This window comes from Pseudonocardia acidicola, from assembly GCF_012911935.1.
Taxonomy (GTDB): domain Bacteria; phylum Actinomycetota; class Actinomycetes; order Mycobacteriales; family Pseudonocardiaceae; genus Pseudonocardia; species Pseudonocardia acidicola.
In genome coordinates this window covers 13,381-38,387 of the sequence record NZ_JAAXLA010000007.1, presented here as the reverse complement: position 1 = coordinate 38,387, position 25,007 = coordinate 13,381, and the positions used below count along the sequence as shown (strand labels likewise).

Annotated in this window: 20 protein-coding genes; 6 read left to right on the top strand and 14 right to left on the bottom strand. The window is 71.0% G+C overall.

Going from position 1 to position 25,007, the window contains the following annotated elements; genetic code table 11:
* Positions 1–6: 6 nt before the first annotated feature.
* From HF526_RS05810 to tcuA, 12 genes are all read right to left on the bottom strand, one after another.
* Entirely contained in the window at positions 7–996 is a 990-nt protein-coding gene (locus HF526_RS05810; protein ID WP_169380222.1) for an asparaginase domain-containing protein, read from the bottom strand.
* Complete coding sequence (locus tag HF526_RS05805; protein WP_169380221.1) at positions 993–1,937, bottom strand: polysaccharide deacetylase family protein; 945 nt, start codon at positions 1,935–1,937, stop codon at positions 993–995. Before HF526_RS05805 ends, HF526_RS05810 begins: the two co-directional genes overlap by 4 nt.
* On the bottom strand, positions 1,930–2,760 hold the full coding sequence (locus tag HF526_RS05800; RefSeq protein ID WP_169380220.1) for a polysaccharide deacetylase family protein: 831 nt from the start codon (positions 2,758–2,760) through the stop codon (positions 1,930–1,932). The genes HF526_RS05805 and HF526_RS05800 overlap by 8 nt, the downstream gene beginning before the upstream one ends.
* Before the next feature lie 123 nt (positions 2,761–2,883).
* Entirely contained in the window at positions 2,884–3,390 is a 507-nt protein-coding gene (locus HF526_RS05795) for a (2Fe-2S)-binding protein (protein ID WP_169380219.1), read from the bottom strand.
* On the bottom strand, positions 3,390–5,744 hold the full coding sequence (locus tag HF526_RS05790) for a xanthine dehydrogenase family protein molybdopterin-binding subunit (protein ID WP_211176821.1): 2,355 nt from the start codon (positions 5,742–5,744) through the stop codon (positions 3,390–3,392). The genes HF526_RS05795 and HF526_RS05790 overlap by 1 nt, the downstream gene beginning before the upstream one ends.
* Positions 5,741–6,613, bottom strand: coding sequence for an FAD binding domain-containing protein (locus tag HF526_RS05785; RefSeq protein WP_169380218.1), 873 nt, complete (start codon positions 6,611–6,613; stop codon positions 5,741–5,743). The genes HF526_RS05790 and HF526_RS05785 overlap by 4 nt, the downstream gene beginning before the upstream one ends.
* A gap of 96 nt (positions 6,614–6,709) precedes the next feature.
* Positions 6,710–7,948: an SRPBCC domain-containing protein gene (locus HF526_RS05780; protein ID WP_169380217.1), complete on the bottom strand. Its 1,239-nt coding sequence runs from the start codon at positions 7,946–7,948 to the stop codon at positions 6,710–6,712.
* Complete coding sequence (locus tag HF526_RS05775; RefSeq protein WP_169380216.1) at positions 7,945–8,865, bottom strand: FAD binding domain-containing protein; 921 nt, start codon at positions 8,863–8,865, stop codon at positions 7,945–7,947. The genes HF526_RS05780 and HF526_RS05775 overlap by 4 nt, the downstream gene beginning before the upstream one ends.
* Positions 8,862–9,407, bottom strand: a complete 546-nt coding sequence (locus HF526_RS05770) for a (2Fe-2S)-binding protein (RefSeq protein WP_239028347.1) — start codon at positions 9,405–9,407, stop codon at positions 8,862–8,864. Before HF526_RS05770 ends, HF526_RS05775 begins: the two co-directional genes overlap by 4 nt.
* The gene (locus tag HF526_RS05765) at positions 9,404–11,686 is read right to left on the bottom strand and encodes a molybdopterin cofactor-binding domain-containing protein (RefSeq protein ID WP_169380215.1); all 2,283 of its coding nucleotides are present in this window, start codon (positions 11,684–11,686) and stop codon (positions 9,404–9,406) included. Before HF526_RS05765 ends, HF526_RS05770 begins: the two co-directional genes overlap by 4 nt.
* A 66-nt stretch (positions 11,687–11,752) precedes the next feature.
* A complete protein-coding gene (locus tag HF526_RS05760) occupies positions 11,753–13,114 on the bottom strand; it encodes an MFS transporter (protein ID WP_169380214.1) in 1,362 nt (453 codons plus the stop codon).
* Between the two features lie 162 nt (positions 13,115–13,276).
* Positions 13,277–14,779: an FAD-dependent tricarballylate dehydrogenase TcuA gene (tcuA, locus tag HF526_RS05755; protein WP_169380213.1), complete on the bottom strand. Its 1,503-nt coding sequence runs from the start codon at positions 14,777–14,779 to the stop codon at positions 13,277–13,279.
* 827 nt (positions 14,780–15,606) lie between these two features.
* Here tcuA and HF526_RS05750 point away from each other — a divergent pair.
* From HF526_RS05750 to HF526_RS05735, 4 genes are all read left to right on the top strand, one after another.
* Entirely contained in the window at positions 15,607–16,485 is an 879-nt protein-coding gene (locus HF526_RS05750; RefSeq protein ID WP_338051318.1) for an ABC transporter permease, read from the top strand.
* Positions 16,482–17,258, top strand: coding sequence for an ABC transporter permease subunit (locus tag HF526_RS05745; RefSeq protein ID WP_169380212.1), 777 nt, complete (start codon positions 16,482–16,484; stop codon positions 17,256–17,258). The genes HF526_RS05750 and HF526_RS05745 overlap by 4 nt, the downstream gene beginning before the upstream one ends.
* Before the next feature lie 18 nt (positions 17,259–17,276).
* Complete coding sequence (locus tag HF526_RS05740) at positions 17,277–18,050, top strand: ABC transporter ATP-binding protein (RefSeq protein WP_169380211.1); 774 nt, start codon at positions 17,277–17,279, stop codon at positions 18,048–18,050.
* 61 nt (positions 18,051–18,111) lie between these two features.
* Complete coding sequence (locus HF526_RS05735; protein WP_169380210.1) at positions 18,112–19,125, top strand: ABC transporter substrate-binding protein; 1,014 nt, start codon at positions 18,112–18,114, stop codon at positions 19,123–19,125.
* Between the two features lie 75 nt (positions 19,126–19,200).
* On the opposite strand, the gene HF526_RS05730 is transcribed toward HF526_RS05735, so the two are convergent.
* The gene (locus HF526_RS05730; protein WP_169380209.1) at positions 19,201–19,881 is read right to left on the bottom strand and encodes a GntR family transcriptional regulator; all 681 of its coding nucleotides are present in this window, start codon (positions 19,879–19,881) and stop codon (positions 19,201–19,203) included.
* 377 nt (positions 19,882–20,258) lie between these two features.
* Between HF526_RS05730 and HF526_RS36200 the strand changes: the two genes are divergently transcribed.
* Complete coding sequence (locus tag HF526_RS36200) at positions 20,259–20,384, top strand: hypothetical protein (RefSeq protein ID WP_275403897.1); 126 nt, start codon at positions 20,259–20,261, stop codon at positions 20,382–20,384.
* 313 nt (positions 20,385–20,697) lie between these two features.
* Here the strand turns inward: HF526_RS36200 and HF526_RS05725 are convergent, their stop codons facing one another.
* Entirely contained in the window at positions 20,698–21,477 is a 780-nt protein-coding gene (locus tag HF526_RS05725) for an alpha/beta fold hydrolase (protein WP_169380208.1), read from the bottom strand.
* A gap of 409 nt (positions 21,478–21,886) precedes the next feature.
* On the opposite strand from HF526_RS05725, the gene HF526_RS05720 reads away from it, so the two are divergent.
* Entirely contained in the window at positions 21,887–24,901 is a 3,015-nt protein-coding gene (locus HF526_RS05720) for an AfsR/SARP family transcriptional regulator (protein ID WP_169380207.1), read from the top strand.
* Positions 24,902–25,007: the final 106 nt, after the last annotated feature.

Below are 25,007 nucleotides of genomic sequence, written 5' to 3'. Positions count from 1 at the left end.
TCGCCGCTACACCTGGTCGAACAACTCCTGGAGCCGCTCGGGGTCGGCGGTTCGGGTCAACCCGAGAGCCAGCAGCACCTTGGCCTTCCACGGCTGCAGGTCGTCGGCGGCGATCAATCCGCGACGGGTCAGGCCGGGGGAGCGGACGACGCGGCCCGAGCCGACCCGGCTGCCCTGGCACACCGCCACGCCCATGGCGACGGCGCGGTCGAGCGCCGCGTCCTCGGCGGAGGTCGGTCGGCCCGCGCCGGTGCCGGCACTGACGATGCCGCGGGTACCCGCCGCGACCGCAGCGTCGATCAGTGCGCCGTCGGCGCCCACATAGGACACGACGACGTCCACCCGGGGCAGCTCGGTCAGGCCGGTGACGTCGAACTCCGCCTTGCCGGCCGCCACCGGCCGGTGCCGCAGCACGACCCGGCCGTCGGCGTCGGCGACGCCGAGCGGTCCGGTGCCGGGGGAGGCGAAGGTGTGCACCCGGAACGTCGAGGTCTTGGTGACCTCGCGCGCGGCGTGGATCGTGTCGTTGAGGACGACGAGCACGCCGTGGCCGCGGGCCTGCGGGGCGGCGGCGACCTGCACGGCACGCAGCAGGTTCAGCGGGCCGTCCGCGCCCAGCGCCGAGGCCGGGCGCATCGCCCCGACCAGTACGACGGGCTTGTCCGATCGCACGGTCAGCTGCAGGAAGAACGCCGTCTCCTCCAGGGTGTTCGTGCCGTGCGTGATGACGACCCCGTCGTGGCCGCCGTCGAGCAGGCCCTGCACGGTCCGCGCCAGGTCGAGCCAGTCCCGGCCGGTCAGGGCGTAGCTGGGCACCCGGCGGAAGGGAACCTGCCCGACCTCGGCGATCCCGCGCAGTTCCGGGATCGAGTCCAGCAACGTGCCGTCGCCCAGCCGCTGGCGGTTCTCGGTGTACCAGGCCAGGTCGAGCCGGTCGGTCCCCACCGAGTCGATCGTGCCCCCGGTGGCGATCAGGGCGATGCGGGGGAGGCTCACGGCTCCACCTGCTTGCGGCAGTGCTCGACGACCGCCCCCGGGGTGGTGATCCAGACGCTGTCGAGGCCGCGGACGTGCCGCAGCACGGCCTCCACGGCGTCCGCGCGGAAGGCCTGCCCGGATACCCAGGGGTGCAGGTGCAGGGCGAGTACGCAACCCGTGGTCGCGCCCTCGGTGTGCATCCGGTCCACGGCCTCGATCACGCTGCGCGCCCACACCTGCGGCGCGCTCTGCCGCACGAACATCGTGCTGAGGTCACTGAGCTCCCAGGAAAGCGGAAAACTCCACAGGTTCCCGCCCGCACCCGGCACCGGGTAGGGCTGCTCGTCGTTGCCCCAGTCCGCGACGTAGCCGACGCCGGCCTCGGCGAGCAACGCCGGGGTGCGCGCCGACTCGCTGTGCTCGGGTCCGAGCCAGCCCGTCGGGCGCACGCCGAGCGCCGCGTCGAGCCGATCCAGGGTGGAGGCGATGTAGTGCCGCTCCTCGTCCTCGCGCATCGCACTGGTGAGCGGCCGGCTGGCACTCAGACCGCCGGCCAACACCTCCCCGACGGCCGGGAGCAGGTGCCGGGTCAGCGGGCGATAGCCCTCGGCGGTGAGGACGTCGACAACCGCGGCCGGGGTGACGTCGAGCCCCTGAAGGACATCGAGCAGCCGGAACACCCCGACCCGGTGGCCGAACTCGCGGTGCGACATCCGCGGTACATCCGGATACGGGCCGATCCCGCGGCCCCCGGGCGGGGGCGCGACGGGCGGCTCGGGCTGCTCCCACTCGGCGGCACCGAGGTGCAGCACGACGGCGACCGCGAGCCGGGCGTCGCCGGGCCAGCGCAGCGCCGGGCGCGCGGGCAGCGGGCTCCACCCGAACCAGGCGTGGTCGTAGCCGGGCCGGGCGGGGGCGGTGGTCACCGCATCGACGACGTTCAGGACGGGCTCAGGCATGGACGACCTCGCCCGCCGCCAGGTCGGCGTCGTAGTGGTGCTCGCGGTAGTGCGTGACGATGTCGGTGGCCGTGGCGATCCAGGCGCCGTGCGCGCGCAGGTGTGCGAGCACCCGGTCCAGGCTGCCGATCCGGTGCGGCTGGCCGATCGCGAACGGGTGCAGCGGCAGGCACATCATCCGGCCGCCGGACTCCGCGTCGCGGTGCAGCCGGTCGAACTGCGCGGTGCAGTACTGCGCGTATTCGTCGCCCTCGACGTGCGAGCGCATCAGCAGCGGGGCGTCGTTGAGCTCGTAGCTGTAGGGCAGCGCGACCATCCGGCTCCCGTTCGCGGTCAGCAGGGGCGCCGGCCGTTCGTCGTGCACCCAGTCGGCGTGGTAGCTCATCCCGGCTTCGGCCATCAGGTCCGGCGTCCAGCCGTTGCCGGTGATGTTCGGGCCGAGCATCCCGGAGAACTGCCGCCCGGTGTGCCGCTCGAGCACGGCGTTGCACGTGCGCAGGAACTCGCGTTCCTGCTCGACGTCGAGCCCGGTGAGGTAGCGGGTGTTGTAGAGCCCGTGGCTCATGAACTCCCAGCCGCGCTCGACCATGGCCGCGGCGATCTCCGGGTAGTGGTCGAGCACCGCGACGTTGAGCGACACCGTGGCGGGCACGGCGTGCCGGTCGAGCACCTCGAGCATCCGCCAGAACCCGACCCGGTTGCCGAAGTCGTGGTAGGCGAACTTGCGCACGTCGGGGTGCGGGGTGCGCGGGTAGGGGTCGATCGCGCCCGCGGGCGGCAGGTACTCGTAGTGCTCGACGTTCGGCACCACCCAGACCGCCACCCGCGCGCCGCCGGGCCACCTGATCGGGGGCCGGTCGACAATGGGGGAGTACGGCAACCGATCGTGGATCGCGGCGAATGGCCGTTCGTGCGGGTAAGGCATGTCAGTGCCGCTCCCAGCTGCTCAGTGCCGCGCGGCCGCGCGGCCGCACATCCGTGCGGCCGCGCATTCGCGAACGGCCTCGGTGATGGCCGCGTAGCACCCGCACCGGCACAGATGGCCCTGCAGCCCCTCCTCGATGGCCTCGTCGTCGAGTGGCCCGTCGGTGCTGTCCAGCAGGGCCTGGCCGCTCATGAGAAAGCCGGGGGTGCAGAACGAGCACTGGAAGGCCTGCGAGGCGATGAACTGCCGCTGCAGGTCGGAGAGTTCGCCGTTTTGCCCCTCCAGGCCCTCGGCGGTCTGGACGGTGCGCCCGCCAAGGGCGTAGAGCGGCAGGATGCAGGCGCTCACCGGCTCGCCGTCGAGCAGCACCGTGCAGGTGCCGCACACCCCGATGCCGCAGGTCTCGCGCACGCTGAACAGGCCGTGCGCGCGCAGCGCGGTGATCGCGGGCGTGGTGTCGTCGCCGGCGAGGACGACGTGCTCGCCGTTGACGACGCAGGTGAAGGACGTCTGGTCGGTCGGGTCCATCATGAGTTCCTCGCTCGCAGCACTCGTTCCGGGGTGATGGGCAGGGTGCGCACCGGCGCGCCGATGGCCGCGCGGACCGCGTTCCCGATCGCGGCGATCACCGGCGGCAGGGTCGTCTCACCGAGGCCGTGGATCTCGGCCTCGCCGGAGTCCTCGAGGAACTCGACCTCGAGCTTCGCGGGCATGTCGCCCATCGCGGTGATCGCGTAGTCGGACAGGTTGGGGTTGGTGAGGATGCCGCCGTCGTAGACCAGTTCCTCGTACAGCGCGTGGCTGATGCCGAACACGGTGCTGCCGTGCATCTGCAGGCGGGCGAGCTTGGGATTGACCACCCGGCCGGCGTGCGCGATCGAGTGCACGTGCCGGACGTAGACCTTCCCGGTGCCCAGATCGACCTCCACCTCGGCGGATGCGGCGCCCTGGTGCCAGTGGTCGCTGGCGATGCCCTGGCCGGTCTCGGGGTCGAGCCCGCCGGCGGTGATGACCTCGCCGTCGCCGCTGATGCTGCCGGTGCGGGTCCGGGCGAACACCTCCGGTACCGACAGCCGCACGGTCGGGGAGCCCTTGACCACGACGTGCCCGTCGGTCAGCTCCAGGTCACCCGGGGAGACCTCGAGCAGGTCACCGGCGAGCTTCAGCAGCTTCTCGCGAATGACGTGCGCGGCGGCGGTGAGCGCCCCGCCCATCGCGCGGGTGGTGCGACTGGAGCTGGTGGTCTGGTCGTAGGGGGTGTACTGGGTGTCCGGCTCGGTGACGTGCACCGCCGAGACCGGCAGGCCGAGCGGCTGCGCCGCGAGCTGCGCGAGGACCGTGTGCGCGCCCTGCCCCATCTCCACCGACGAGGTGAGCACCTGCAGGCTGCCGTCCGCGTCGAGGCGCATCGCCGCGTGCGAGGTGGACGGCGTGATCGTCGACTTGAGGATCACCGCGAGGCCTTTGCCGCGCACCCGGTTCTCGTCGAGCATCACCCGGCGGTCGTGGTCGTAGTCGATCGCCGCGGCGGTGCGGTCGAGCAACTCCCGCCAGTGCGCCTCGCGCATGATCTCGCCGGTGGCGAACCGGTCGCCCTCGCCGAGGAGGTTGCGGCGGCGGAACTCGACGGGGTCGATGCCGAGCGCCTCGGCCATCTCGTCCATCTGTTGCTCGTAGGCCCACGCGGCCTGCGACACGCCGTAGCCGCGGTACGCCCCCGCCGGCGGCAGGTTGGTGTAGACGGCGTAGGAGTCGATCCGGACGTTCGGAATCGCGTACGGGCCCGCGGTGCTGTACCCGCCGTTCTTGATCAGGCGCGGACTGATGTCGGTGTAGGCGCCGGCGTCGAAGTACACCTGCACGTCGCGCGCCAGCAGCGTGCCGTCCGCGGACACGCCGGTGCGCATCCGGATCGTGGCGGCATGCTTGGTGAGCGAGAGGAACTCCTCGTCGCGGGGGAGCACCAGCTTGACCGGCCGGCGGGCCTTCCACGCCAGCGCGGCGGTGACCGGCTCGAACTTCGCGTAGGTCTTGCCGCCGTAGCCGCCGCCGATCGGCGGGACGATCACGCGCACCTTCGAGCTCGCCACGCCGAACATCTCGGCCAGCGTGTCGCGCACCGCGTAGGGCGCCTGGGTCGACGACGTCACGGTGAGCCGCTCGCCCTCGAAGTGCGCCAGCACGACGTGCGGCTCCATCGTCACGTGCTGGACGGCGGGGCTGTGGTAGGTGTTCTCGAAGACGTGGTCCGCCGCCGCGAACCCGGCCTCGACGTCACCGGAGCGGAGCTGGAACTTCGTACAGACATTGCCCTCGCGGCCGTGGAACTTGATGTCGGCGTAGCTGCGCTCGCGGGGCAGCGGGGGCTTCTCGTGCACCAGCGGCGCCCCCTCGGCGAGCGCCTCGTCAACCGAGCCGACCGCGGGCAGCGGCTCGTAGCCGATCTCGATCTCGAGCAGCGCGGCGGCCGCCTGCTCCTCGGTCTCCGCCGCCACTGCGGCGACCGGGTCGCCGGCGAAGCGGACCTTCTCCCCGCACAGCACGGGCTGGTCGCGCAGCACGGCGCCGTAGTAGCGCGCCGGCGCGCCGGGCCTGTCGAAGTCGGTCGCGGTCAGCACCGCGACGACTCCCGGCATCTTCTCCGCAGCGCTGGTGTCGATCGAGCGGATGCGGGCGTGCGGCAGCGGGCTGCGCAGGATGCGGGCGTGGGTCATCCCGGGGACCACCGCGTTCAGGGCGAAGTCGACGCGGCCGCTGACCCGCGCCGTCGCACCGATCATGTCCACCGGCTGCCCGACGGCGGAGCCCTGCGCTACCGGGATGCTCCGGTTCGGGTTGGGGATCCCCGCGTCCACTGTGGTGTCGGTGTCGTTCGGGTTCACAGGCGGAACGCTCCGTTCTCGGCGCCGGTGGAGAGGACCTTCAGGGCCCGCCGGACGAGCTCCCCGGTCACGTGCTTGCGGTACTCGGCGGAGCCGCGGGCGTCGCCGATGGGGGAGATGGCGGCGCTGTAGGCGGCCGCGACCTCGTCCCAGGCGCTCTTGTCCGGCTTGGCCCCGCGGCAGGCCTCGGTCGCCTCGGCCACCGTGAACGGCGTGGCGGTCGCTCCCGCGACCGCCACCCGGACGTCGGTGCAGCGCCCCGAGGAGTCGAGGTCGACGTGGGCAGCGACGCCGACGCAGGGCCGGTCCTCCGCGGAGCGGCTGATGTACTTGAGGTAGGTCGTGCGCGCCGTCGGCGAGGGCCGGGGGATGCGGACCTCGGTGACGAGCTCACCCGGCTGCAGCACCGTCTGGTAGTAATCCACGAGGAACTCCGACAGCGGGATCCACCGGTCCGTCCCGATGCCGACGACGTGCACCTCGCAGCCCAGGGTGGTCAGCACCGCGGGCGGGTCGGAGGCGTAGTCGGCCTCGCTGACACAGCCACCGATGGTCGCGCGCTGGCGGATCCGGTGGTTGGCGACCAGGCCGACCGCGGCGGTCAGCGTGGGCAGCACGGTGGCGAGCTCTGCGGAACGCTCGATGCCGCGCAGGCTGACCAGGGCGCCGAGCCGGACGGCGTCGGGCTCCACGGTCACCCGGTTCAGTTCGGGCAGCCTGTCGAGGGAGACGAGCTGCTCGGGCATGACCAGTCCGTTGCGCATCATCAGCATCAGGGCCGTGCCGCCGGCGATGATCTTCGTGTCCTCGCCGCCGTCAGCCAGCAGGCGCAGGGTGTCGGCCGTGGTCTGTGGCCGGAGTACCTGCATCACCATCTCCTCCCGAGCGGCGGAGCGCTCGTTGTCCTCACATCGGTTGCGACCGCTCCACGGTCGGGATCTGGATGTACCCGGCTGCACATCGGGTCAGTTCCGGGCCATGGACGCGGGCCGCAGCAGCGGCAGCCGGCGACGCAGGGACGTGCTGACCGGCACTCGCCCGGGCGCGACCAGGACACCGTCTGCACCGGCCCGTAGCACGACGGGGACATCCCTGGGCGCTACCAGGCCGGCCAGCACCGGGAGCTCCAGCCCGGCGTCGCGGATCTCGTGCACCGCATGGACGAGCAGTGCCGCGCCGATCTCGGGGGCGACGCCGCGGTCGAGCACGACGCCGACCCCGTGAGCGACGCCGGTGGACGCCACCCGAGCGCACAGCAACGCGGACCACGGGGCCGCGGCCACCAGCAGTACCGGACGCCCGGTCACAGTCGTCGCCTGCCGGCACAGCGCCGCCATCACCTCCGGATCGCCGACCGCGGCGCCCCGTGGAACCACGGCGACGGCGTCCGGGGCGTGTGCGCCGGGCACGCCCGCGGCGCCGAGAGCAGCGAGTAGCTCGTCGCCGCGGCCCGCGTGCACGGCCGCCACTCGCGGCACCGCGATCCCCCCGGGCGCGCCGACCGGGCCGGCGGACAGCCAGACCGCGCCCAGGTCCGGGGTGCCGGCGGCCCGAGCCAGGTCGTCCCGATGCGCGGCGACCGCGATCCGGCGACCCCGGCGGACGAGCGCGGCCAGGGATTGGGCCGGGGTGCTCGCCAGGGCCAGACCTGCTGGGGCGGCGGCTGCAGGTGCCGCAGCCGCCGGCGGCGTGGGGAGAGTGGACTGCGGGGCTGCGGGGGCAGAGGGGGCGGCGACCAGATCGGCCGGGGTCCGCACCGCCGCGAGCTGCCGGGAGAACTCCTGGACGAAGGCCTCGGTGATCTGGTCGGCCTTCTTCACGATGACCGCACGCCCGAACTGCCCGAGCTTCCCGGAGATCGTGACGTCGGTGTGCACGTCGAGCCGGCACTCGGTCTCGGAGTGCTCCACGACCTCGATCCGCATGTCGCCGGCCACATCGCCACCGATGCGGCGGTCGCTGCCCTCCAGGCGCAGCACCGCGACCCGTCCCGCCACATCGGTCTCGAGCACCCGCACCGTGCCCTGCAGGGACACGGCCACCGGACCGATCCGGATCGCGAAGACCCCCCGGTAGCTGTCCGGGGTGTCCTCCCGGATGTCCTGGGCGCCCGGCAGGCACGCGCCCACGAACGCGATGTCGAGGCACCGGCGGAAGGTCTCCTCCGCCGAGGCCGCGATCTTGATGCTCCGATCGACGATCACTGCGCCCCCTCCTTCGAATGCTCGTGCGCCCAGTCCCGGCCGTCGGGGCCGGCTTCCTGGCTGCGCAGCCGGGCCTGCTCCACTGCCCGGCGAACCCAGACGCGGACCATCTCGCGGCGGTACCAGGCCGACCCCCGCACGTCGGAGAGCGGGTCGGCCCGCTCGGCGTAGGCGTCGGCCAGCTCGATCAGCGTGGTCGCGTCGAGCCGCCGGCCGCGGGCCTGTTGCTCGATGTCGCACAGTCGCAGTGGTGCGTCGCATGCTGCCCCGACGGCGACCCGCAGGTCGGCGCAGGTGCCGTCACCGGCGAGCCGCACGATCGCGGCGACGCCGACGCACGGCCGGTCTTCGTGCGAGCGCGACGTGTACTTGAGGTAGGCCGAGCCGGTGCCAACGGGCAGGACCGGCACCCGGACCTCGGTAACGACCTCGGCCGGCGCCAGGGCTGTCTGGTAGAAGCCCAGCAGCAGCTCGCCGACGCCGATTCTCCGTTCCCCGGTGGGGCCGTGAGCGCCGACCGCGGCGTCGAGAGCACGAAGCGCCGCTGGCGGGTCGGAGGCGTAGTCGGCCTCGGCCAGCACGCCGCCGACGGTGGCCGCCGAGCGCACCTGCGCGTTGCCCACCACGGCCAGCGAGTCGGCGAGCAGCGGAGCGTGCCGACGCACCAGCGGGTGGCGGGCCGCCGTCGCGTGGGTCACCAGCGCCCCGATTCGTAGCACGCCGTCCTCGGCTGCGACGGCACCGAGGCCTGGAACGTCACGCAGCGACACCAGCGCCTGCGGGGCGACCAGCCGCTGTTGGAGCATCAAGGTCAGCGCGGTACCGCCCGCGACCAATTTGGCGGTCCCGTCGTAGGCGTCCAGGACGTCGACCGTCTCGCTGACCGTCCGCGGGAAGAAGAAGGCCGGGGCGCTCATGCTTGCTCCCGCCGATCTGCGGCACCGGCCACCTCGAGCGCGGCGCCCATGATGCGGGAGTAGCTGCCGCACCGGCAGATGTGCCCGCTGAAGGCCTCCCGGATCGCTGTCTCGCCCGGTGCGGGGTCCACCGCCAGCAGTGCCTCCAGCGCGAGCACGAAACCCGAGGTGCAGTACGAGCACTGGAACGCGCGGTGGCGCAGGAACGCCTCCTGCACCCGGCTCAGCTCGCCCGACGGGCTCTCCAAGCCCTCCACCGTGCGGACTTCGGTGCCGTCGCACAGCGCGGCGAGCGTCAGGCACCCGCTTGCGGCGCGGCCATCGAGCAGCACCGTGCACGCACCGCACATGCCCACGCCACAGCCGCTGCGCGCACCGTGCAGCCGCAACTGCTCGCGCAGTGCGTCGAGCAGTGTCTGGGTCGGACGGACCCGCAGGGTGCGGGCCCTGCCGTTGACGCCGAGCCGGACCGGCACACGATCATCGGCGTCGGGCATCTTCACCGCCTCCGGGTCGTCGGGCAGCTCCTCCAGTCCGCTCATGTAGTCACTCCCACGGTCGCGGCCTCGCTCAGCTGTTGGCTGCCGCGCTGCTCCTGCAGTCCGCGCAGCACCTTCTCCGCACTGATTGGCAGGCTCCGGATGCGCACGCCCGTGGCCCGGTAGAGCGCGTTGGCGATGGCCGGAGCGATCGGCGGCAGGGCCGGCTCGCCCAGACCGTGCACCTCCCCGTGTTCCAGGTCCTCCATGAGCTCGAACGCGTGCTCACGCGGCATGTCCTCGAGCGTGGGCACCATGTAGTCGGCCAGCGTCCCGGTGACGAGCTGGCCCTGGTCGAACACCAACTCCTCCATCAGCGCGTTCCCGACGCCGAAGACGAGGCAGCCTTCGCACTGGTGTTCGGCGCCGACGGGGTCGATCACCTCGCCGGCGAACACCCCGCCGGTGTAGCGGAGCAGCCGCACGTGGCCTGTGGCGGTGTCGACCTCGATCTCGGCGGCGCCGACCGACTGGTGCCAGTGCACGGAGCCGATGCCCTGGCCGGTGAAGGGGTCGAGGCCGCCGGCGGTGACGAGCGTGCCCTCCCCGATCACGTTGCCGACGCGGCTGCGCCGCACCACCTCGGAGAGGGGCAGGCCCTGCTGCTCGACCCCGGCGACCCGCACCTGACCGCCGACGATCTCGAGGTCGGCCGGGTCGACCTCCAGCAGGTCGGAGGCCAGCTCGCGGATCTTGTCCAGGGCGTCGTCGGCGGCCCGGCCCATCGCGGTTCCCATCGAGTACATCGACCGGCTGGCGGTGGTCTGCTGGTCGTAGGGCGTCAGGTCGGTGTCGACATAGGACACGCCGACAAGGGCCGGATCGACGCCGAGACGGCGCGCGACCGTGGCTGCCAGAGCCGGCCGGATACCCTGACCCATCTCGACAGAGCTGGTGAGCACATCGATGCTGCCGTCGGGATTGATCCGGACACTCGCCGTGGATGTCGACGGGGTGATCGTCCCCTCGATCACGCAGCTGACGCCCTTGGCCCGCACCAGGTCGCCGTCGCGGTGCGCGGGCTCGTCCGGGTCCCAGCCGATCCGCTCGGCCACCCCGTCGAGCAGGTCGTGGAACCGCAGGTGCTCCAGGGTCTCGCCGGTGCAGAAGGCGTCGCCGTCGCGCAGCAGGTTGATGCGACGGATCTCCACCGGGTCGAGCCCGAGCCGCTCGGCGATCATGTCGAGCTGCCCCTCGTAGGCCCAGGCGGCCTGGTTGATGGCGAAGCCGCGGTAGGCGCCGGCCGGGGGGGTGTTGGTCAGAACGGCGTGGGCCTCGATCCGCACGTGCGGGATCGCGTACGGCCCGTTGAGCCCGTAGCCGGCGAACATCACCTTGCGCGGGCTGATCACGGCGTAGGCGCCTGCGTTGTAGTAGGCGGTCGCCTCCCGGGCCACGATGCGGCCGTCGCGCATGACGCCGGTCCGGATCCGCACCCGCATCGCGTGCTTGGTGCTGGTGACGAACTCCTCCTCGCGCGTGAGGTACAGGCGCACGGGGGCGACCGCCACGCGCGACAGCGCCGCGGCGATCGGCTCGACCGAGGCGTAGGCCTTGGCCCCGAACCCGCCACCGAGGGCCGGCACGACGACCCGCACCCGGTTGAGCGGCAGGCCGAACTGCAGGGCTAGTTGTCGGCGGGTGATGTAGGGCGTCTGGGTGGACGACCAGACGGTGAGCCGGTCGCCGCGGGCGTCGGCGACCACCGCGTGCGTCTCCAGCGGTACCGCGCCCGCGGCCGGGCTGTCGAAGACATCGTCGAAGACCAGGTCAGCGGCCCTGAACCCGGCCTCGACGTCGCCCTTTACGACGGTGAATGTGTTGCAGACGTTGCGCTCGTGGTCGGCCCGCAGGGTCACGTCGGCGAAGGACGGGTCGCGCTCCGGCGGTTCGGCGAACAAGCGGACGGTGTCGGACCCGAAGGCCTCCTCGGCGTCGAACACGGCGGGGAGATGGTCGTAGTCCACCTGCACCAGCGCGGCCGCATCGTCAGCCACCGCGGGGTCCTCGGCCAGCACCGCGACGACGGGCTCGCCGATGTAGCGGACCACGTCGATCGCCAGCACGGGCTGATCGAGCATGACGGGGCCGAACAGCACGGCCATGTCCCCGCGGGCTGCGAGGTCGGCCCCGGTCACCGCGGCGACCACCCCGGGCAGGGCCGCCGCCTCGTCGGTGCGCACCGCCACGATCCGCGCGTGCGCGGCGGTCGACCGCACGAGTCGGCAGTGCAGCATGCCGGGAACCTCGTGATTGATTACGAAAGGTGTTCGCCCAGTCACTCGGTCGCGTGAGTCGAGCACACTTTCACCTCTTTCGTCCGCCGAGACTGATTGCAGAATGTTGCGTTACCGAACCACGTCTGCCGCCGTCTGTCCGGTGCTCTCGATCACGTCCGGTGCGCCGGTGGCGTCCATGTCGGTCCGGAAGGTCTCTCGGACCGCGAACACGGCCGCGAAGGCCAGCGCGGCGCCCGCCGCGACGTAGAGCGCGACCGGCCACGAGCTGCCGCCGGACCAGCCGAGGAGAGCGGTCGCGATCAGCGGCGCCGGCGCGGCCGCGAGCATCGACGAGATGTTGTAGCTCACCGAGGAGCCGCTCATCCGCAGTCGGGTGGGGAACATCTCCGACAGCAGCGCGGCCGAGGTGGAGAACGTCGGCGCGTGCCCGCCCAGCAGCATGAGCACGATCGCGACCCAGATCAGGACCGGGTTGCCGGTGTCGACGAGCAGGAAGAACGGGTAGGCGAATGCGACGGCGAACCCGGCGCCCGCCAGGAAGACCGGCCGGCGGCCGACCCGGTCGGACAGCGCTCCCATCAGGGGCATCATCAGCAGCTCCAGCGCGCTTCCGATGATCACCCCGGTCAGTACCACGCCGCGGGAGACGCCTAGGGTTGTGGTCGCGTAGCTCAGCACGAACACCGACACGATGTAGAAGATCAGTGTGTCGGAGAAGCGGGCGCCGATCGCGAGCACGACGTTGCGGGGGTGGCGCCGCAGTACCTCCACGACCGGCTGCTTCGCGGTCTCGCCGCGGCGCTGCACCTCGGCGAAGGCCCGCGGCTCCGCCAGCCGCAGCCGGATGACCAGGCCGGTGACCACCAGGGCAAAGCTGAGCACAAACGGGATACGCCAGCCCCAGGTCAGGAACCCGTCGCCGGCCACCGAGGACACGATCGCGAACGTGGCGGTGGCGAGCAACGAGCCCGCAGGCACGCCGATCTGCGGCCAGCTGCCGTAGAGGCCCCGCTTGCCCGGCGGGGCGTGCTCGGTGGCCATCAGCACCGCGCCGGCCCACTCCGCCCCGATGCCCAGGCCCTGCACGAAGCGCAGCACCGTGAGCAGCACGGGCGCCCAGATGCCGATCGTGGCGAACGTCGGCAGCAGGCCGATCAGCAGCGTCGCGACGCCCATCGTCATCAGGCTCGCCACCAGGACCGTCTTGCGGCCCAAGCGGTCGCCGATGTGCCCGGCGATGACGGCGCCGACTGGCCGAGCGACGAACGCGACGCCGAAGGTGGCGAACGACGCGATCAGGCCGACCGTCGGGCTGACCGTGGGGAAGAACAGCTTCCCCAGCACGAGGGCCGCAGCCGTGCCGTAGATGAAGAAGTCGTACCACTCGACGGTGGTGCCGATGAAGCTCGCGAAGGCAACCTTCCGCGGGTTCGCCGGCGCGGCACCGAGGTGCTGTTCTCCTGCTTGCATGGTCGCTCCTGTCAGTGGGCCGGGCTCGAGCGCCTCGGCGTCGCAGCGGTGCGGTCGATACAGCGGGACGTGCTGTTCGGCGTGCTTCCGCTGCGCACGCCGTGGATCGCCAGACCGGGTGAGAAGGCCGGGGCGGCACCCGGGGCCGCTCCGGCTCCCGGCTCAGGCCAGGCTGCCGGCGCGGCGCCCGAACACGGCGCCCGCGGTCAGGCCGGTGCCACCGGGGTAGTTACCGCTGAACAGGCCACCGAGCATCTCCCCGCACGCGAACAGTCCGGGCACCGGCTTGCCCGAGCTGTCGAGGGCGCGCCCGTGCTCGTCGGCGTGCAGCCCACCGAAGGTGAAGGTGATACCGCAGGTGACGGGGAAGGCGTAGTAGGGCGCCTGCTCGACCGGGATCGCCCAGTTGCTCTTGGGCGGATCCACCCGGGCCGCGCGGCCGTCCTTCACAGACGGGTCGAGGGGCACGTCGCGGTCAATGGAGGCATTGAATTCCTCGACCGTGCGTCGGAATGCTTCGGCGTCGACACCCATCCCGCGGGCCAACTCCTCGAGCGAGTCGGCCACCACGACCGAGGCGCCCGGGCTGTCGTACTCCTCGGTGCGCAGCATCGGGCGGGTGATGGCGTCGAAGACCTGGAAGGCGATCCCGTCGGGCTGGGCGAGGATCTCCCGGCCGTACTTGGCGTAGGTGTAGTTGCGGAAATCGGCGCCCTCGTCGAGGAACCGCAGGCCGCGATTGTTGACCACGATGCCCAACGGGTAGCTCTGCCGGGTCAACCTGTTGGTGAGCTCGCGGTTGCTCTCGTTGTTCTCGGCTCGGGCGTCCCAGGCCACGCTGTGGCAGGAGGCCCAGTCGCCTGCCGGTGCGACACCGGCGTTCAGCGCGGCGCGCAGCATGTCCCCGGTGTTCAGCGGCGTACCGCGGACCTTGGCCCGTTCCCAGCCTGCACCCAGGTGCCTGCGGCGCAGCTCGGGGTCGGCCTCGAAGCCACCGGCGGCCAGGACGACCGACTCCGCGTGCAGGGCGACCGTCGCACCGTTCGCATCCGTGCAGACGACTCCGCACACGGCGCCGTCGTCGACCACTAGCTCGGTGCCGCGCAGTCCGTAGCGCACTTCGATGCCGCTCTTCTGGGCCGCCGCGATGTGCTGTTCCATCAGGCCTTGGCCGCCGTCGGTGCTGCCTACCGCCAGTCCGCCCCAGAACACGTGCCGACCCGCCGAGTCGGGGTAGGACTGCCGCTCGAACATCAGGCGGAATCGCAGTCCGAGGCCGTGCAGCCAGCGCAGCACGTCCTGGCTGTCGTGGACGAGGGCCTCGCTCAGAACCGGGTCGGCCCGCCCTGAAGTGACCTTCTTCATGTCGGCGAGGTAGGCCTCGGCCTCATAGGGCGGCAGGACCGTGGCGTCGAGTCGCTCGTCGGGGTCCAGCAGGTCGCTGATCTCGGCCAGGCCGGAGTGCGCGATGCGGAACGCCCCCGCCGTGTAGTAGCTGTTGCCACCCGCCTCGTCCGGCTGTCCCTTCTCGACGAGCAGGACGCGACGCCCCCGCTCGGCGGCGGCGTGGGCCGCGCTGAAACCCGCGTTGCCGCCCCCCACGACGAGCACGTCGAACGGCCGCTCGGCCAGCCCGTCGGGGGACGGGGCCGGGTCTTCTGCCATCACAGGCCTCCTGTGGCTCACGCTCGGCTATTTCGGGACCGACTGTATACAGCCGTATTCGCGAGTGTCCATACCTCAGCGCCTTCGCCTGTGGAGGTGTCGGCGCAGACGTCGAACACTCTGGCGTCTAGCCGTATTCTGTTGTATACCTACCCGGAAGTGTCTCCGTGGCGAAAGGAGTGTCGCTCTGCGAGGGCAGGGGCCCGGGCTCGTCCGCGATCTTGATGGAGGAGTCGCGGAGCAGCATGTCTGAAGTTCTTTTGCTGTCTTCAGGAAAAGGTCTCACGCGCTTTTTCTGCTGCCCATTCACCGGAGATTCGCCTCGGCGTCTCCTCGACGCCGTCGGCGAGCTCCGGCAGGGGAGGCGGTAGTCCGGCTTGGGCGAACGAGATGTTCGATGCTTCGCGCCGAACATGTGATGCTGGCCATCTATCTGCGGTTCCGCGCCTGTGTGAGGACGGGAGGGTGGCCACACCCTGATCACGGCTGACAGCATGAGCTGGACCTTCTTTCGGGGGTAACGGATCGGAAACAATCCGGAAACGTGTCCGGGCATGAATGGGTGTCAGCCCGTTCGATGCGCTGTGCACCGCCTGTCGTGGTTGCGCCCTTGACACGGTGTCCAACGGTATACATGCTCTCTCGTAGTTGATCGGGACGTCCCACAGCCGGGACGTCCCGATCAGTACGTGGCGCTGTTCCGGTCATATTCGGGCGGCGATCCGTGCGATCCCGGTGCCCTGCTCCGCGAGCCACCGCACGCGGTGTTCAGAGCAGCTACGACCGACGGCCCCAGCACCGACTGGCGACTGGCAAGGAGTTCTGGCGTGGTTCAGGCAGCCGAGATGCCGACCGAGGAGTCGGCTCACCCGGTGGCAGGCGCGTTATCCACTGCCGGGGGCCAGGCGCGTCCACCGACGCCGCGCCGCACGGGCGCGCTGTGGCGCGGCCGCGCGTCCACCTGGACGGGCGTGGTCGCGGCGGTGGCGCTGTGGGAGTTGCTCCCCCGGCTCGGCATCCTGCCTGCCGAGTACATCCCGCCGGCTTCGGTGGTCCTCCCGACCCTGGTGGGGCTGTTCGGCGACGGTGCGTTCTGGTCGGATCTCGGGGCGACGTTGGCCGGCTGGGTCATCGGGCTGTCGTTGTCGACTGTGGTCGCCGTGCCGCTCGGGTTGCTGATCGGGACCACTCCCGCGCTGCACCGCGCGACACGTGTGCTGATCGAGTTCTTCCGACCGATCCCGTCCGTGGCCCTGATCCCGCTCGCCATCCTGGTCTTCGGAATCACGCTGGACATGAAGGTCTTCCTGATCGTGTTCGCGACGTTCTGGCCGATTCTCGTGCAGTCCGTCTACGGAGTGCAGGACGTCGACCCGGTGGCGCGCGACTCTGCCCGCTCGTTCGGGCTCAACCGGCGGGAGATCTTCTTCCACATCACGCTGCCCAGTGCCGCGCCCTACGTGGTCACCGGCCTGCGGCTGGCCTCTGCGCTCGCGATCGTCCTGGCCGTCACGGGCGAACTCGTCGCGGGGGCGCCTGGCTTGGGCCGCTCCATCCTCGTCGCGCAGAGCGCCGGGGCGAGCGACCTGATGTACGCCCTGATCGTCGTGACCGGGCTGGTCAGCCTGCTGCTGAGCGCCGCGTTGTCAGCGGTCGAGCGCACGCTGCTGCACTGGCACCAGAGCCACCGGGTGGTGCAGTCGTGAACCGTCGCGTCACCCTGCTGGCGTTGGAAGTGCTGACGCCGCTCGCGGTCGTGGCCGGCTGGTTCGTGGTGTCGGCCGGTTCGACCTCGCTGTACTACCCGCCGCTGGCCGACATCCTGCAGCGGTTCGGGCAGATCTGGCTGGGGTCGGGCTTCGTGACCGACGCCCTCCCCAGCCTCGGACGGATGCTCGCCGGCTACGGGATCGCCGCGGTCGCGGGCGTGGTCGTCGGTACCGCGCTCGGGCTCTCGCCCATGGCACGCACACTGCTCGGGCCCACGGTGGAGTTCCTGCGGGCCCTGCCGGCGGTGCTGCTGATCCCGTTCGCGCTCGTGGTGTTCACCAACGACACGACGCTGAAGGTGTTCGTCATCGCCCTGGGTTGCTCGTTCCCGGTCATCCTCAACACCGTCGACGGCGTCCGGTCCGTCGAGCCGCTGCAGCTCGACGTGGCACAGATGTTCGGGTTCGGCCGCGTCGAGCGGTTGTGGCGCGTGGTGCTGCCCTCGGCGAGCCCGCAGATCTTCGCCGGCCTGCGGGCCAGCCTCTCGCTCGCGCTGATCCTCATGGTGGTGAGCGAGATGGTGGCCAGCACCAACGGGATCGGCTACTCGATCCTGCAGTCACAGCGACTGTTCGCCACCACCGACATGTGGGCCGGAATCGTCCTGCTCGGCGTCCTCGGCTACCTCATCAACACCGCCCTCGTCGTTGTCGAGAAGCGCGTCCTGGCCTGGCACCGCGGCTTCCGGGCGAGCGTGCTCGGTTCCTGACCCTCCCATCAATAGGAGATGTGCACAGTGCTCGTCGAGGTCGAGAACCTCCGCAAGGCCTACGGCACCGGGCCCACCGCCCACCTGGCGATCGCGGACATCAGCTTCGAGGTCGGTGCAGGCGAGTTCGTCTGTATCGTCGGTCCTTCAGGGTGCGGCAAGACGACGTTGCTGCGCTGCCTCTCCGGTCTGATGCCGCCGACCTCCGGGTTCGTCAGGCTGCACGGCACCGCCATCGATCGGCCACCGCAGGAGATGGGCCTGGTCTTCCAGGAGTACAACCGCTCGTTGCTGCCGTGGATGACGGTGCAGCGCAACGTCGAGCTCCCGCTGAAGAAGAAGATCCGCTCGCGGGCCGAGCGCACCCGAGCGGTGAACGACGCGCTCGCCGCGGTGGGGCTGACCGCGTTCGGCGACCGTTATCCCTGGCAGCTGTCGGGCGGCATGCAGCAGCGCGTCGCGATCGCCCGGGCGATGGCCTACCGTCCCGAGATCCTGCTCATGGACGAGCCGTTCGCGTCGCTGGATGCGCAGACCCGCATCGAGCTGGAGGACCTCGTCCTGCGGGTGCGCCACGAGTTCGGCGTCACCGTCCTGTTCGTGACCCACGACATCGACGAGGCCGTGTATCTCGCCGACCGGATCGTGGTCCTCAGTCGGCCCCCGTGCTCGGTTGCCGAGGTGCTTGACGTGCCGTTGCCGGCTCCGCGTGATCAGACCGCCACGAAGGCGCTGCCCGAGTTCGCCGCGCTCCGCGCGCACGTGTACCGGCAGATCCTCGGCGACCGCTGATGCGCACCGGTCCGCGCCCCGACGCGACCGCTCGTTCCGTTCCCCGCAGAAAGGCACAGCCATGCCCGACCTCACGACAGCCACCCCACGACGGCGCCGATCCAGGGCCCGTATCTACAGTGGACTCGCGACCCTCGTCCTCGGAGCCGTCACGGCCTGTGGGTCGGGCGGTGATGCGCAGGCAGCCGGACCCGGTGGCCTGACCCACGTCGACGTCGGGATCCTGCCCATCGTCACCAACGCGCCCCTCGCGTTGGGTGTGCAGAAGGGCTTCTTCAAAGAAGAGGGCCTGGACGTCACCACTCACGTGGGCCAGGGCGGCGCAGCGCTGCTGCCGGCGGTCATCAGCGGCCAGTACGACTTCGCGTTCTCCAACAACGTGTCGCTGCTGCTCGCTCGGTCGAAGGGCCTGCCGGTCAGCATCATCGCGGCCGCGAGCAGTGCAGGGGTGGATCCTGAGCCGATCGACGAGGCGATCGTGGTGCCGGCCAGCAGCCCCGTGAAGTCGCTCGCGGACTTGCGTGGGGCGACCGTCGCGGTGAACACGCTCAACAACATCGTCGAGGTCGCCGACCGCGTGACCCTCGAGAAGGCAGGTGTGGACCTGTCGACGGTGAAGTTCATCGAGATCCCGTTCCCGGACATGCCCGCGGCGCTGGCCCAGGGCCGGATGCAGGCGGCCCACATCGCGGAGCCGCATCTGACCAGGGCGGTACAGGCCGGAGCGCGGATCATCGCCCACCCGTACCGGGTCGTGCAGCCCGACGTCCACATCTCCTCGTGGTTCGCGTCCGACCGGTTCATCAAGGCGAACCCGGACACGGTGCAGCGCTTCACCCGCGCACTGGAGCGGTCCCGCGCCTACGCGGCCGAGCACACCGACGAGGTGCGGGCGTTCATCCCCGGCTTCCTCAACCTCGACCCGGCGCTCGCCAAGCAGATCGCGCTCGGGAAGTGGCCGGCCGGAATGCCCAGCGAGCAGTCGCTGCGGAGCCTGTACGACGCCACGGTCCGCTACGGCCTGCTGAAGCCGGAGACCCTGCCGGATCCGACCACAATCCTGCGCCAGGGCTGACCCGTCAACCCGGTCCGGGCCGGCGACACCGCACGGTGCAGCCGGTCCGGACCTTGCGGTGTCCGGACCGGTCGGTTACTCGGACTCCCACAGCCGAAGGCGGATGTCGCGTGCGGCCGTGAAGTGCCGGGTGGCGACCGCTGAGGCGGTCTCAGGATCCCGTGCCGCAATGGCCTCGACGAGGTCCTGGTGCTCGACGTGGGATGCGTCGTGCCGACCGGGATAGGCGAGAGTGGTCGCAGGGTAGCGACCGAGATGCAGATTGAGCCGCTCGAGCAGGTCGATCAGCGACTCGTTGCGGCTGGCCCGCCAGACGGTGCGGTGGAACTCGCGGTTGGTCTCGGCCAGCGTCTGCGGATCGGTGGCGTCAGCGCGTTGCGCATGCTCAGCGGCGCGCCGCATTGCGACGAGATCGATCGACGTCCGCCGCTCGGCGGCGACGGCGGCCGCCTTGCTCTCCAGGGCGATCCGGGTGTCGTAGATGTCGAGGATCTCTTCCGGGCTGCTCTCCCGGACGAGAAGGCCACGCTCGTTGCGCTGCACGAGACCGTCTTGCTCGAGCCGGGTCAGCGCCTCGCGAATCGGGGTCCGGCTGACGTTGCACCACTCGGCGAGCGCGAGCTCGATCAGAGGTTCGCCCGGCGAGAGCTCGCCCGACATGATGGCCTGTTTGAGCCGCTCGTACGCCGACACCTTGCGCGACGCGCCCGGCCTCCGTGGGGAGGGTCGAGAAGGCGAAACCGGAAGCTGGGCCATGTGTTGCTCCGTCGAGTCGCATTCTTGGAGGTCGTTCCAATGTACACCGTAGTACGCCGATGTATATCCTTGCTTCCGGTGTGGCCGAGGGTATGTGCCGTGGCGTCCCCGCGGGCGTCGGCGACCTGCCCGCCTCGTGTCGCCGGGGCCGGCGGTCGGCGTCGACAACGAGTAGATCCCGGACGTCATGGCCGCCGTGCGCGGGGCTGGACGCGGGCGGCCCCGGCCGGGACGCCGCGCGTCGCTCGCAATGATCATCGTGTCTCACCGGTCCGCATCTCTCGCACTCACGGGTGCTCATCTCCCGCGCGCTGGCGACGCGTCGCGACCGGCACCGCGTTCCCTGGCACTGCCGCGCCGACACCCGGTGGCACGCGATGGCCACCCGTCGGGCGATCCGAGTGATCGACCCGGTGGCGAAGACGGCTGCGGGGCTGTCGATCACCGAGGACGTGGCGTGGAGGGCCGCGGGCCGCTCGGCGGCGGGCCCCGGTGCGGTGTAGGGCCGGGAGAATCAGCCGCACCGGTCGCGGGTGATCGTGCGTGACATCGAAGGCTCAGCAGCAGGGGCCGCGGCCCTTCGCCCGAGTCGCAGTCGCGTACCGGTGGTATCAGGCCAGCGTCGCAGACCTCCTCTCCGGGAGGCGGATCCGGTACGGCCAAAAGCGCGGAGATGGGCGCCGAAGGAGAGGGTTTCACGCCGTATACGGTCGTGATCCTGACGCCCGGCCGTCCTGGCGATCAAGTTGGGCAGGATGTCTGACGCGCCACCAGGGTGCCCGAGTCGTCTGCTCTTCGCCGCGAGCAGTCGGCCTGTCACCGTGTCGCTTGTGTCCCGAGAAACTCGCTGATGTGCTTGTTGAGTAGTTCGGGTCGCTCCAGCCAGACCAGATGACCTGCCCGTGGAACGGCACGCATCGTCGACCCGGGGATGGATGCCGCGACGCGCTCGTTGTAGCGGGGCAATGTGATCCGGTCCTCTTCTCCGTAGACGACCAGCGTCGGGCACGAGATCTGGGACAGGCGATCGGCGGTGTCGTGCACGAGGTCGGCACGAAAGTGAGCAGCGGTGCCGTCCATCCGCCGCGACATGTGAGCGGTGAGTTCCAGTTCCACCGCCGCCTGCAACTCCGGCTCCTCGTCGATCACGCTGGGGCTGGACATCCAGAACGCGAACTGCGCGTAGACGTCGACGGGGCCGTTCTCCAGCGCGTAGAGCCGCGACTCGAAGTGTCGCTGCATGTGCTTCTCGATCCGGGTGGACGACCACGTGGCAGCCAGCACGAGGCTCCGGACCCGGTCGGCATGGCGCAGCGCCAGTTCCTGGGCGACTGCCGAGCCGAGGCTGAGCCCCACGACATGGGCCGGCGCGAGGTGCAGGGCCTCCATCAGTCCTGCCACGTCGGTGGCCAGATCCGCGACGGTGGGAGGTAGGGCGCCGCCGGTGGTCTGACCGCTGCCGCGCAGATCAACAGTGATACACCGGTAATGCCCGCTGAAGTGGGCGACCTGATGCGTCCGCCACATCGATCCGGCGAGCCCTGTTCCGGGGATCCAGATGATGGGGTCGCCGGCCCCGCACTCCTCGTAGTACACATCGACGTCCCCGGCGCGGATCGTGGGCATTCGGGCTCCCTCATCAGTCGAGCGGCAGCCGCGTCCGGCTGGCTCTACGCAGCTGAACCACGGGAAACGCGCACGCTGCCAGGAGCACGTGAGCGCGCCGTTAACCGGGGGTCTTGCGTCCGCCTTGTACCCTAAGTTGCATGCAATCTGCCGTTGATCGCCGACGCATCGGGGACCGGCGGCATTCCGCCACTGCTGCCACCCCTCGGCGGATCAGCGGGACAGCGTGCTCCAGCGGCAGGCCTGAGTTGCCGGGCGCGGCGATCGACGAGCCCACCGGGGCCGTCCGGCGGTGCGTCGGGGGACGACGCGCCCGGGTGACGTCCCCGTTGCATGCGGGATCTGCTCCGGCCCCGGGGGAGCTGGGGGACGTGACCTGATGCGGGTCATCCAGCTCAAGATCTCCCCTCCGCCGGTCGGTGGCACCGTGGTGCGGCGACCGCGCATCGAATCGCTGCTGAGCCGGTTGATCGAGCAGCATCGGGTCGTGTGTGTCCTTGCTTCGGCAGGTGCCGGCAAGACGACCGCGGTGCTACAGGCGGCCCACCAGTTGCGCCGTCCACTGTCGTGGCTGGGTGTCGATGCCACCGACGCGGTCACCGGTCGCCTCCTCACCTACCTGGAGGCCGCGATCGCCCGCCAGGTCAGCGGCGTGGAGGGAATGGCCAGTGCGGCTCTCGCCGCGCAGCTGCCACACGCCGAGGTGGCCGGCCTGCTCGCGGAGGCGGTGGGCGACAGCAACCTGCTCATAGTGCTCGACGACGCGGAGCGCATCGCCGACCAACCCGACGCGCTCGCCGTGGTGGCGTCCTTCGCCCGGTACCTGCCACCGACCGCGCGGCTGGTCATCATCAGCCGCTCCGTCCTGCCATTCGACGCCGCGGGGGGCGCGTCCTTCCTCACCTACGTCGCCGCAGTGGGCGAGGAGGACCTCGCCTTCACCGTCCAAGAGGCGGCCGATGCGCTGGCGCTGTCCGGACGGCCTGACGTCGACCCGGCCGAGGCGATCGTGGAGACCGGTGGCTGGGTCACCGGCGTCCTCTTCGAGGCGTGGCGCTCCGCCGATCATGTGATCGGGATCGGCGGGGAGGCCGACCCGTTGCACGGCTACCTGTCCACCCAGATCCTCGGCCAGCTCGACCCCGCCGAGCGCGAGTTCCTCATCTCCACCGCATTGCTCAAAGAGGTGACCCCGGCTGCCGCGGAGAGCCTCGGGCTGCCCGACGCGGCGACCCGCCTGCACTGCCTGCGGGCCCGCCGGCTCCCCGTGGCATGGGACCGCGACGGCAGAGCGATGCGCTGCCATCCCCGATTCCGGGAATACCTGCTCGAACTGCTGAATCGCCGCAGCGATGCCGACGTGCGCGCGCTACACCTCGCCTACGCCCGGCTGCTGGTCGAGCTGCAGCACGACGAGGAGGCGGTGGAGGAGTTCTTCGGTGCCGGAGCGCTGGACGCCGCACTGGAGGTCGTCGAGCGCATCATCGTCGGCATCATCGAGCGGACCGACTTCGCGCTGGCCGAGCGGTGGCTACAGCGACTCGCATCGGCGCGCAGCGCCGACCGCCTCACCCTGGTCATCGCCGAGTTGATGCTGGCGGTGGCGCGCGAGGACTACGGACGCGGCGCGAACCTGGCCGATGAGCTTGCCGCGGCCGGTCGGCGCGATGAGCTCGCGGGGATCTCCGGACGGGCGGCCGGCTTGATGGCGTGGTGCTACCTGCACACCGGGCGGGTCGCGGACATCCGCGCGGTCCTGAACAGCGGGCGGCCGGGCGATGAGCTGGACGCCATGCACTACGCAATGCGGGTCGTCGAGGACGTCCCGCCTCCACTCGGCCCGGCCGCCGGCTCGCTGACCGGAGGCCCGTTCGATGCACTGGTCATGCGGACCCACTACGACCTCGGACGGCTGAGCCTGCTCGCGGACCCGCCCTCGTCGCCGTGGGCGGCGAAGGCCGGTGATCCGTGGCGGGCCGGGGCCTTGCTCGCCACCGGGCACACCGAGCAGGGCTTCGAGCTCTACCAGGGTCTGGAGGGCACCCACGAGCAAGGTGTCTGGCTCTCGGCGGTGATCGGGCCGAAACTGATGGCGGAGCTCGGTGAGCGGGACACCGCCTGGCGGCTGCTCGGCGCCGGACGCGAGCGCATCGTCGCCAGCGGTTCGGAGTTGTTCCGGATGCTCAGTCTGCTGACCGAAGCCGAACTACTGCTGCGTTTCGATACCGACGCCGCGGCCGCGCGGCGGGTCCTGGAAGAGGTGGCGAGCCACCCCGTCGGCCTCGAGTACGCGAACATTCGTGAGCACACGAACACATTGCTCGGTTGCGCCCTGCTCATGGACGGAGAGGATCTGCGCGCCCGTGACTGCTTGGCCGCGGCGGTCGCGAGCATGCGGGCCGGCGAGCGCATCCTGTGGCTGAGCGCGGCGGCGGTGTATCTCGCCGAGGCGCGGTGGCGGCTGGGGGAGGAGCAGGCCGCCGACGACGCCGCCAATCTCGCGCTGTGGGCCGCCGAGCAGCAAGGCTCCAACCATTCCTTGCTGCAGGCGCTGGCGGAATTCCCGGCCGTCCTGTCCCGGCGGCTGGACAGCGAGCCCCACGCCGACTCGCCCTGGCACGAGCTCGGTCGCGCGCTCATGGTGCTCGGCGTCGAGCTCGGTGACGTCCTGGCCGCGACGGTGCACGTCACCGAGTTCGGACGCACCGCGGTGCTGGTCAACGGAGAGGACGCCGCGCTGCGGCTGAAGAAGAGCTACGAGCTGCTGGCGTTTCTCGCCAACAGCGGACGTGACGAGGTGGCCCGCCAGGAGCTGCTCGAGGTGTTGTTCGAAGGACGCAGCGACGACGCCGCCGGTTCCTACCTACGTCAGGCGATGCTGCGGTTGCGGCGGGCGGTGCCGGAGGTGTTGCACGCCGGCGGCGTGGCCGGCAGGGTGGGTCTGGGCCCCGGCGTCCGCGTCACGACGGAATCGGAGCGGCTGTCCGCCCTGCTGCGGCAGGCGGCGAGCATGCGCGGACACGACCGGCTGCAGATGCTCCTGCGAGCCCTCGAGATCGCCGACCGGGGCGAGTACCTCCCCGGTGTGCAGTCCCGGTGGGCGGAGGAGCGGCGCCGTCATCTCTCCTCGATGGTGCAGGAGGCCCGGTACGACGCGGCCGAGATCGCCTTCGCCACCGGGCACTTCCGGCAGGCGGCGCGCCTGGTCCGGGACGTGCTGCGGGCCGACCCGTTCCGCGAGGCGGCCTGGCGACTGGAGATGCGGATCGCCGATGCTTCGGGGAACCAGGACCGTGTCATCGCTGCGTACCGGGCCTGCGAGCGCGCCCTCTCCGAGCTCGGGACGCAACCCGCTCCGACGACCGTGCAGCTCCTGCAGGACCTCCGCCGTTGATCGACGGCCCCACCGTTGACCCGGCCGGGTCATCCCCGGGGCCGACAACCGGCGGTTTCGCTGTGATTCACGCCGCACGTCCACCATTCGCCGGCACAGCGACACC

Bases quoted from the DNA above. Each gene is read 5' to 3' on its own strand.
- HF526_RS05805 (WP_169380221.1), bottom strand. From the start codon at position 1,937: ATGCCTGAGCCCGTCCTGAACGTCGTCGATGCGGTGACCACCGCCCCC.
- HF526_RS05730 (WP_169380209.1), bottom strand. From the start codon at position 19,881: ATGGCCCAGCTTCCGGTTTCGCCTTCTCGACCCTCCCCACGGAGGCCG.
- HF526_RS05740 (WP_169380211.1), top strand. From the start codon at position 17,277: ATGTGCACAGTGCTCGTCGAGGTCGAGAACCTCCGCAAGGCCTACGGC.
- HF526_RS05735 (WP_169380210.1), top strand. From the start codon at position 18,112: ATGCCCGACCTCACGACAGCCACCCCACGACGGCGCCGATCCAGGGCC.
- HF526_RS05720 (WP_169380207.1), top strand. From the start codon at position 21,887: ATGCGGGTCATCCAGCTCAAGATCTCCCCTCCGCCGGTCGGTGGCACC.
- HF526_RS05795 (WP_169380219.1), bottom strand. From the start codon at position 3,390: ATGGACCCGACCGACCAGACGTCCTTCACCTGCGTCGTCAACGGCGAG.
- tcuA (WP_169380213.1), bottom strand. From the start codon at position 14,779: ATGGCAGAAGACCCGGCCCCGTCCCCCGACGGGCTGGCCGAGCGGCCG.
- HF526_RS05785 (WP_169380218.1), bottom strand. From the start codon at position 6,613: ATGCAGGTACTCCGGCCACAGACCACGGCCGACACCCTGCGCCTGCTG.
- HF526_RS36200 (WP_275403897.1), top strand. From the start codon at position 20,259: ATGGCCACCCGTCGGGCGATCCGAGTGATCGACCCGGTGGCGAAGACG.
- HF526_RS05760 (WP_169380214.1), bottom strand. From the start codon at position 13,114: ATGCAAGCAGGAGAACAGCACCTCGGTGCCGCGCCGGCGAACCCGCGG.
- HF526_RS05770 (WP_239028347.1), bottom strand. From the start codon at position 9,407: ATGAGCGGACTGGAGGAGCTGCCCGACGACCCGGAGGCGGTGAAGATG.
- HF526_RS05775 (WP_169380216.1), bottom strand. From the start codon at position 8,865: ATGAGCGCCCCGGCCTTCTTCTTCCCGCGGACGGTCAGCGAGACGGTC.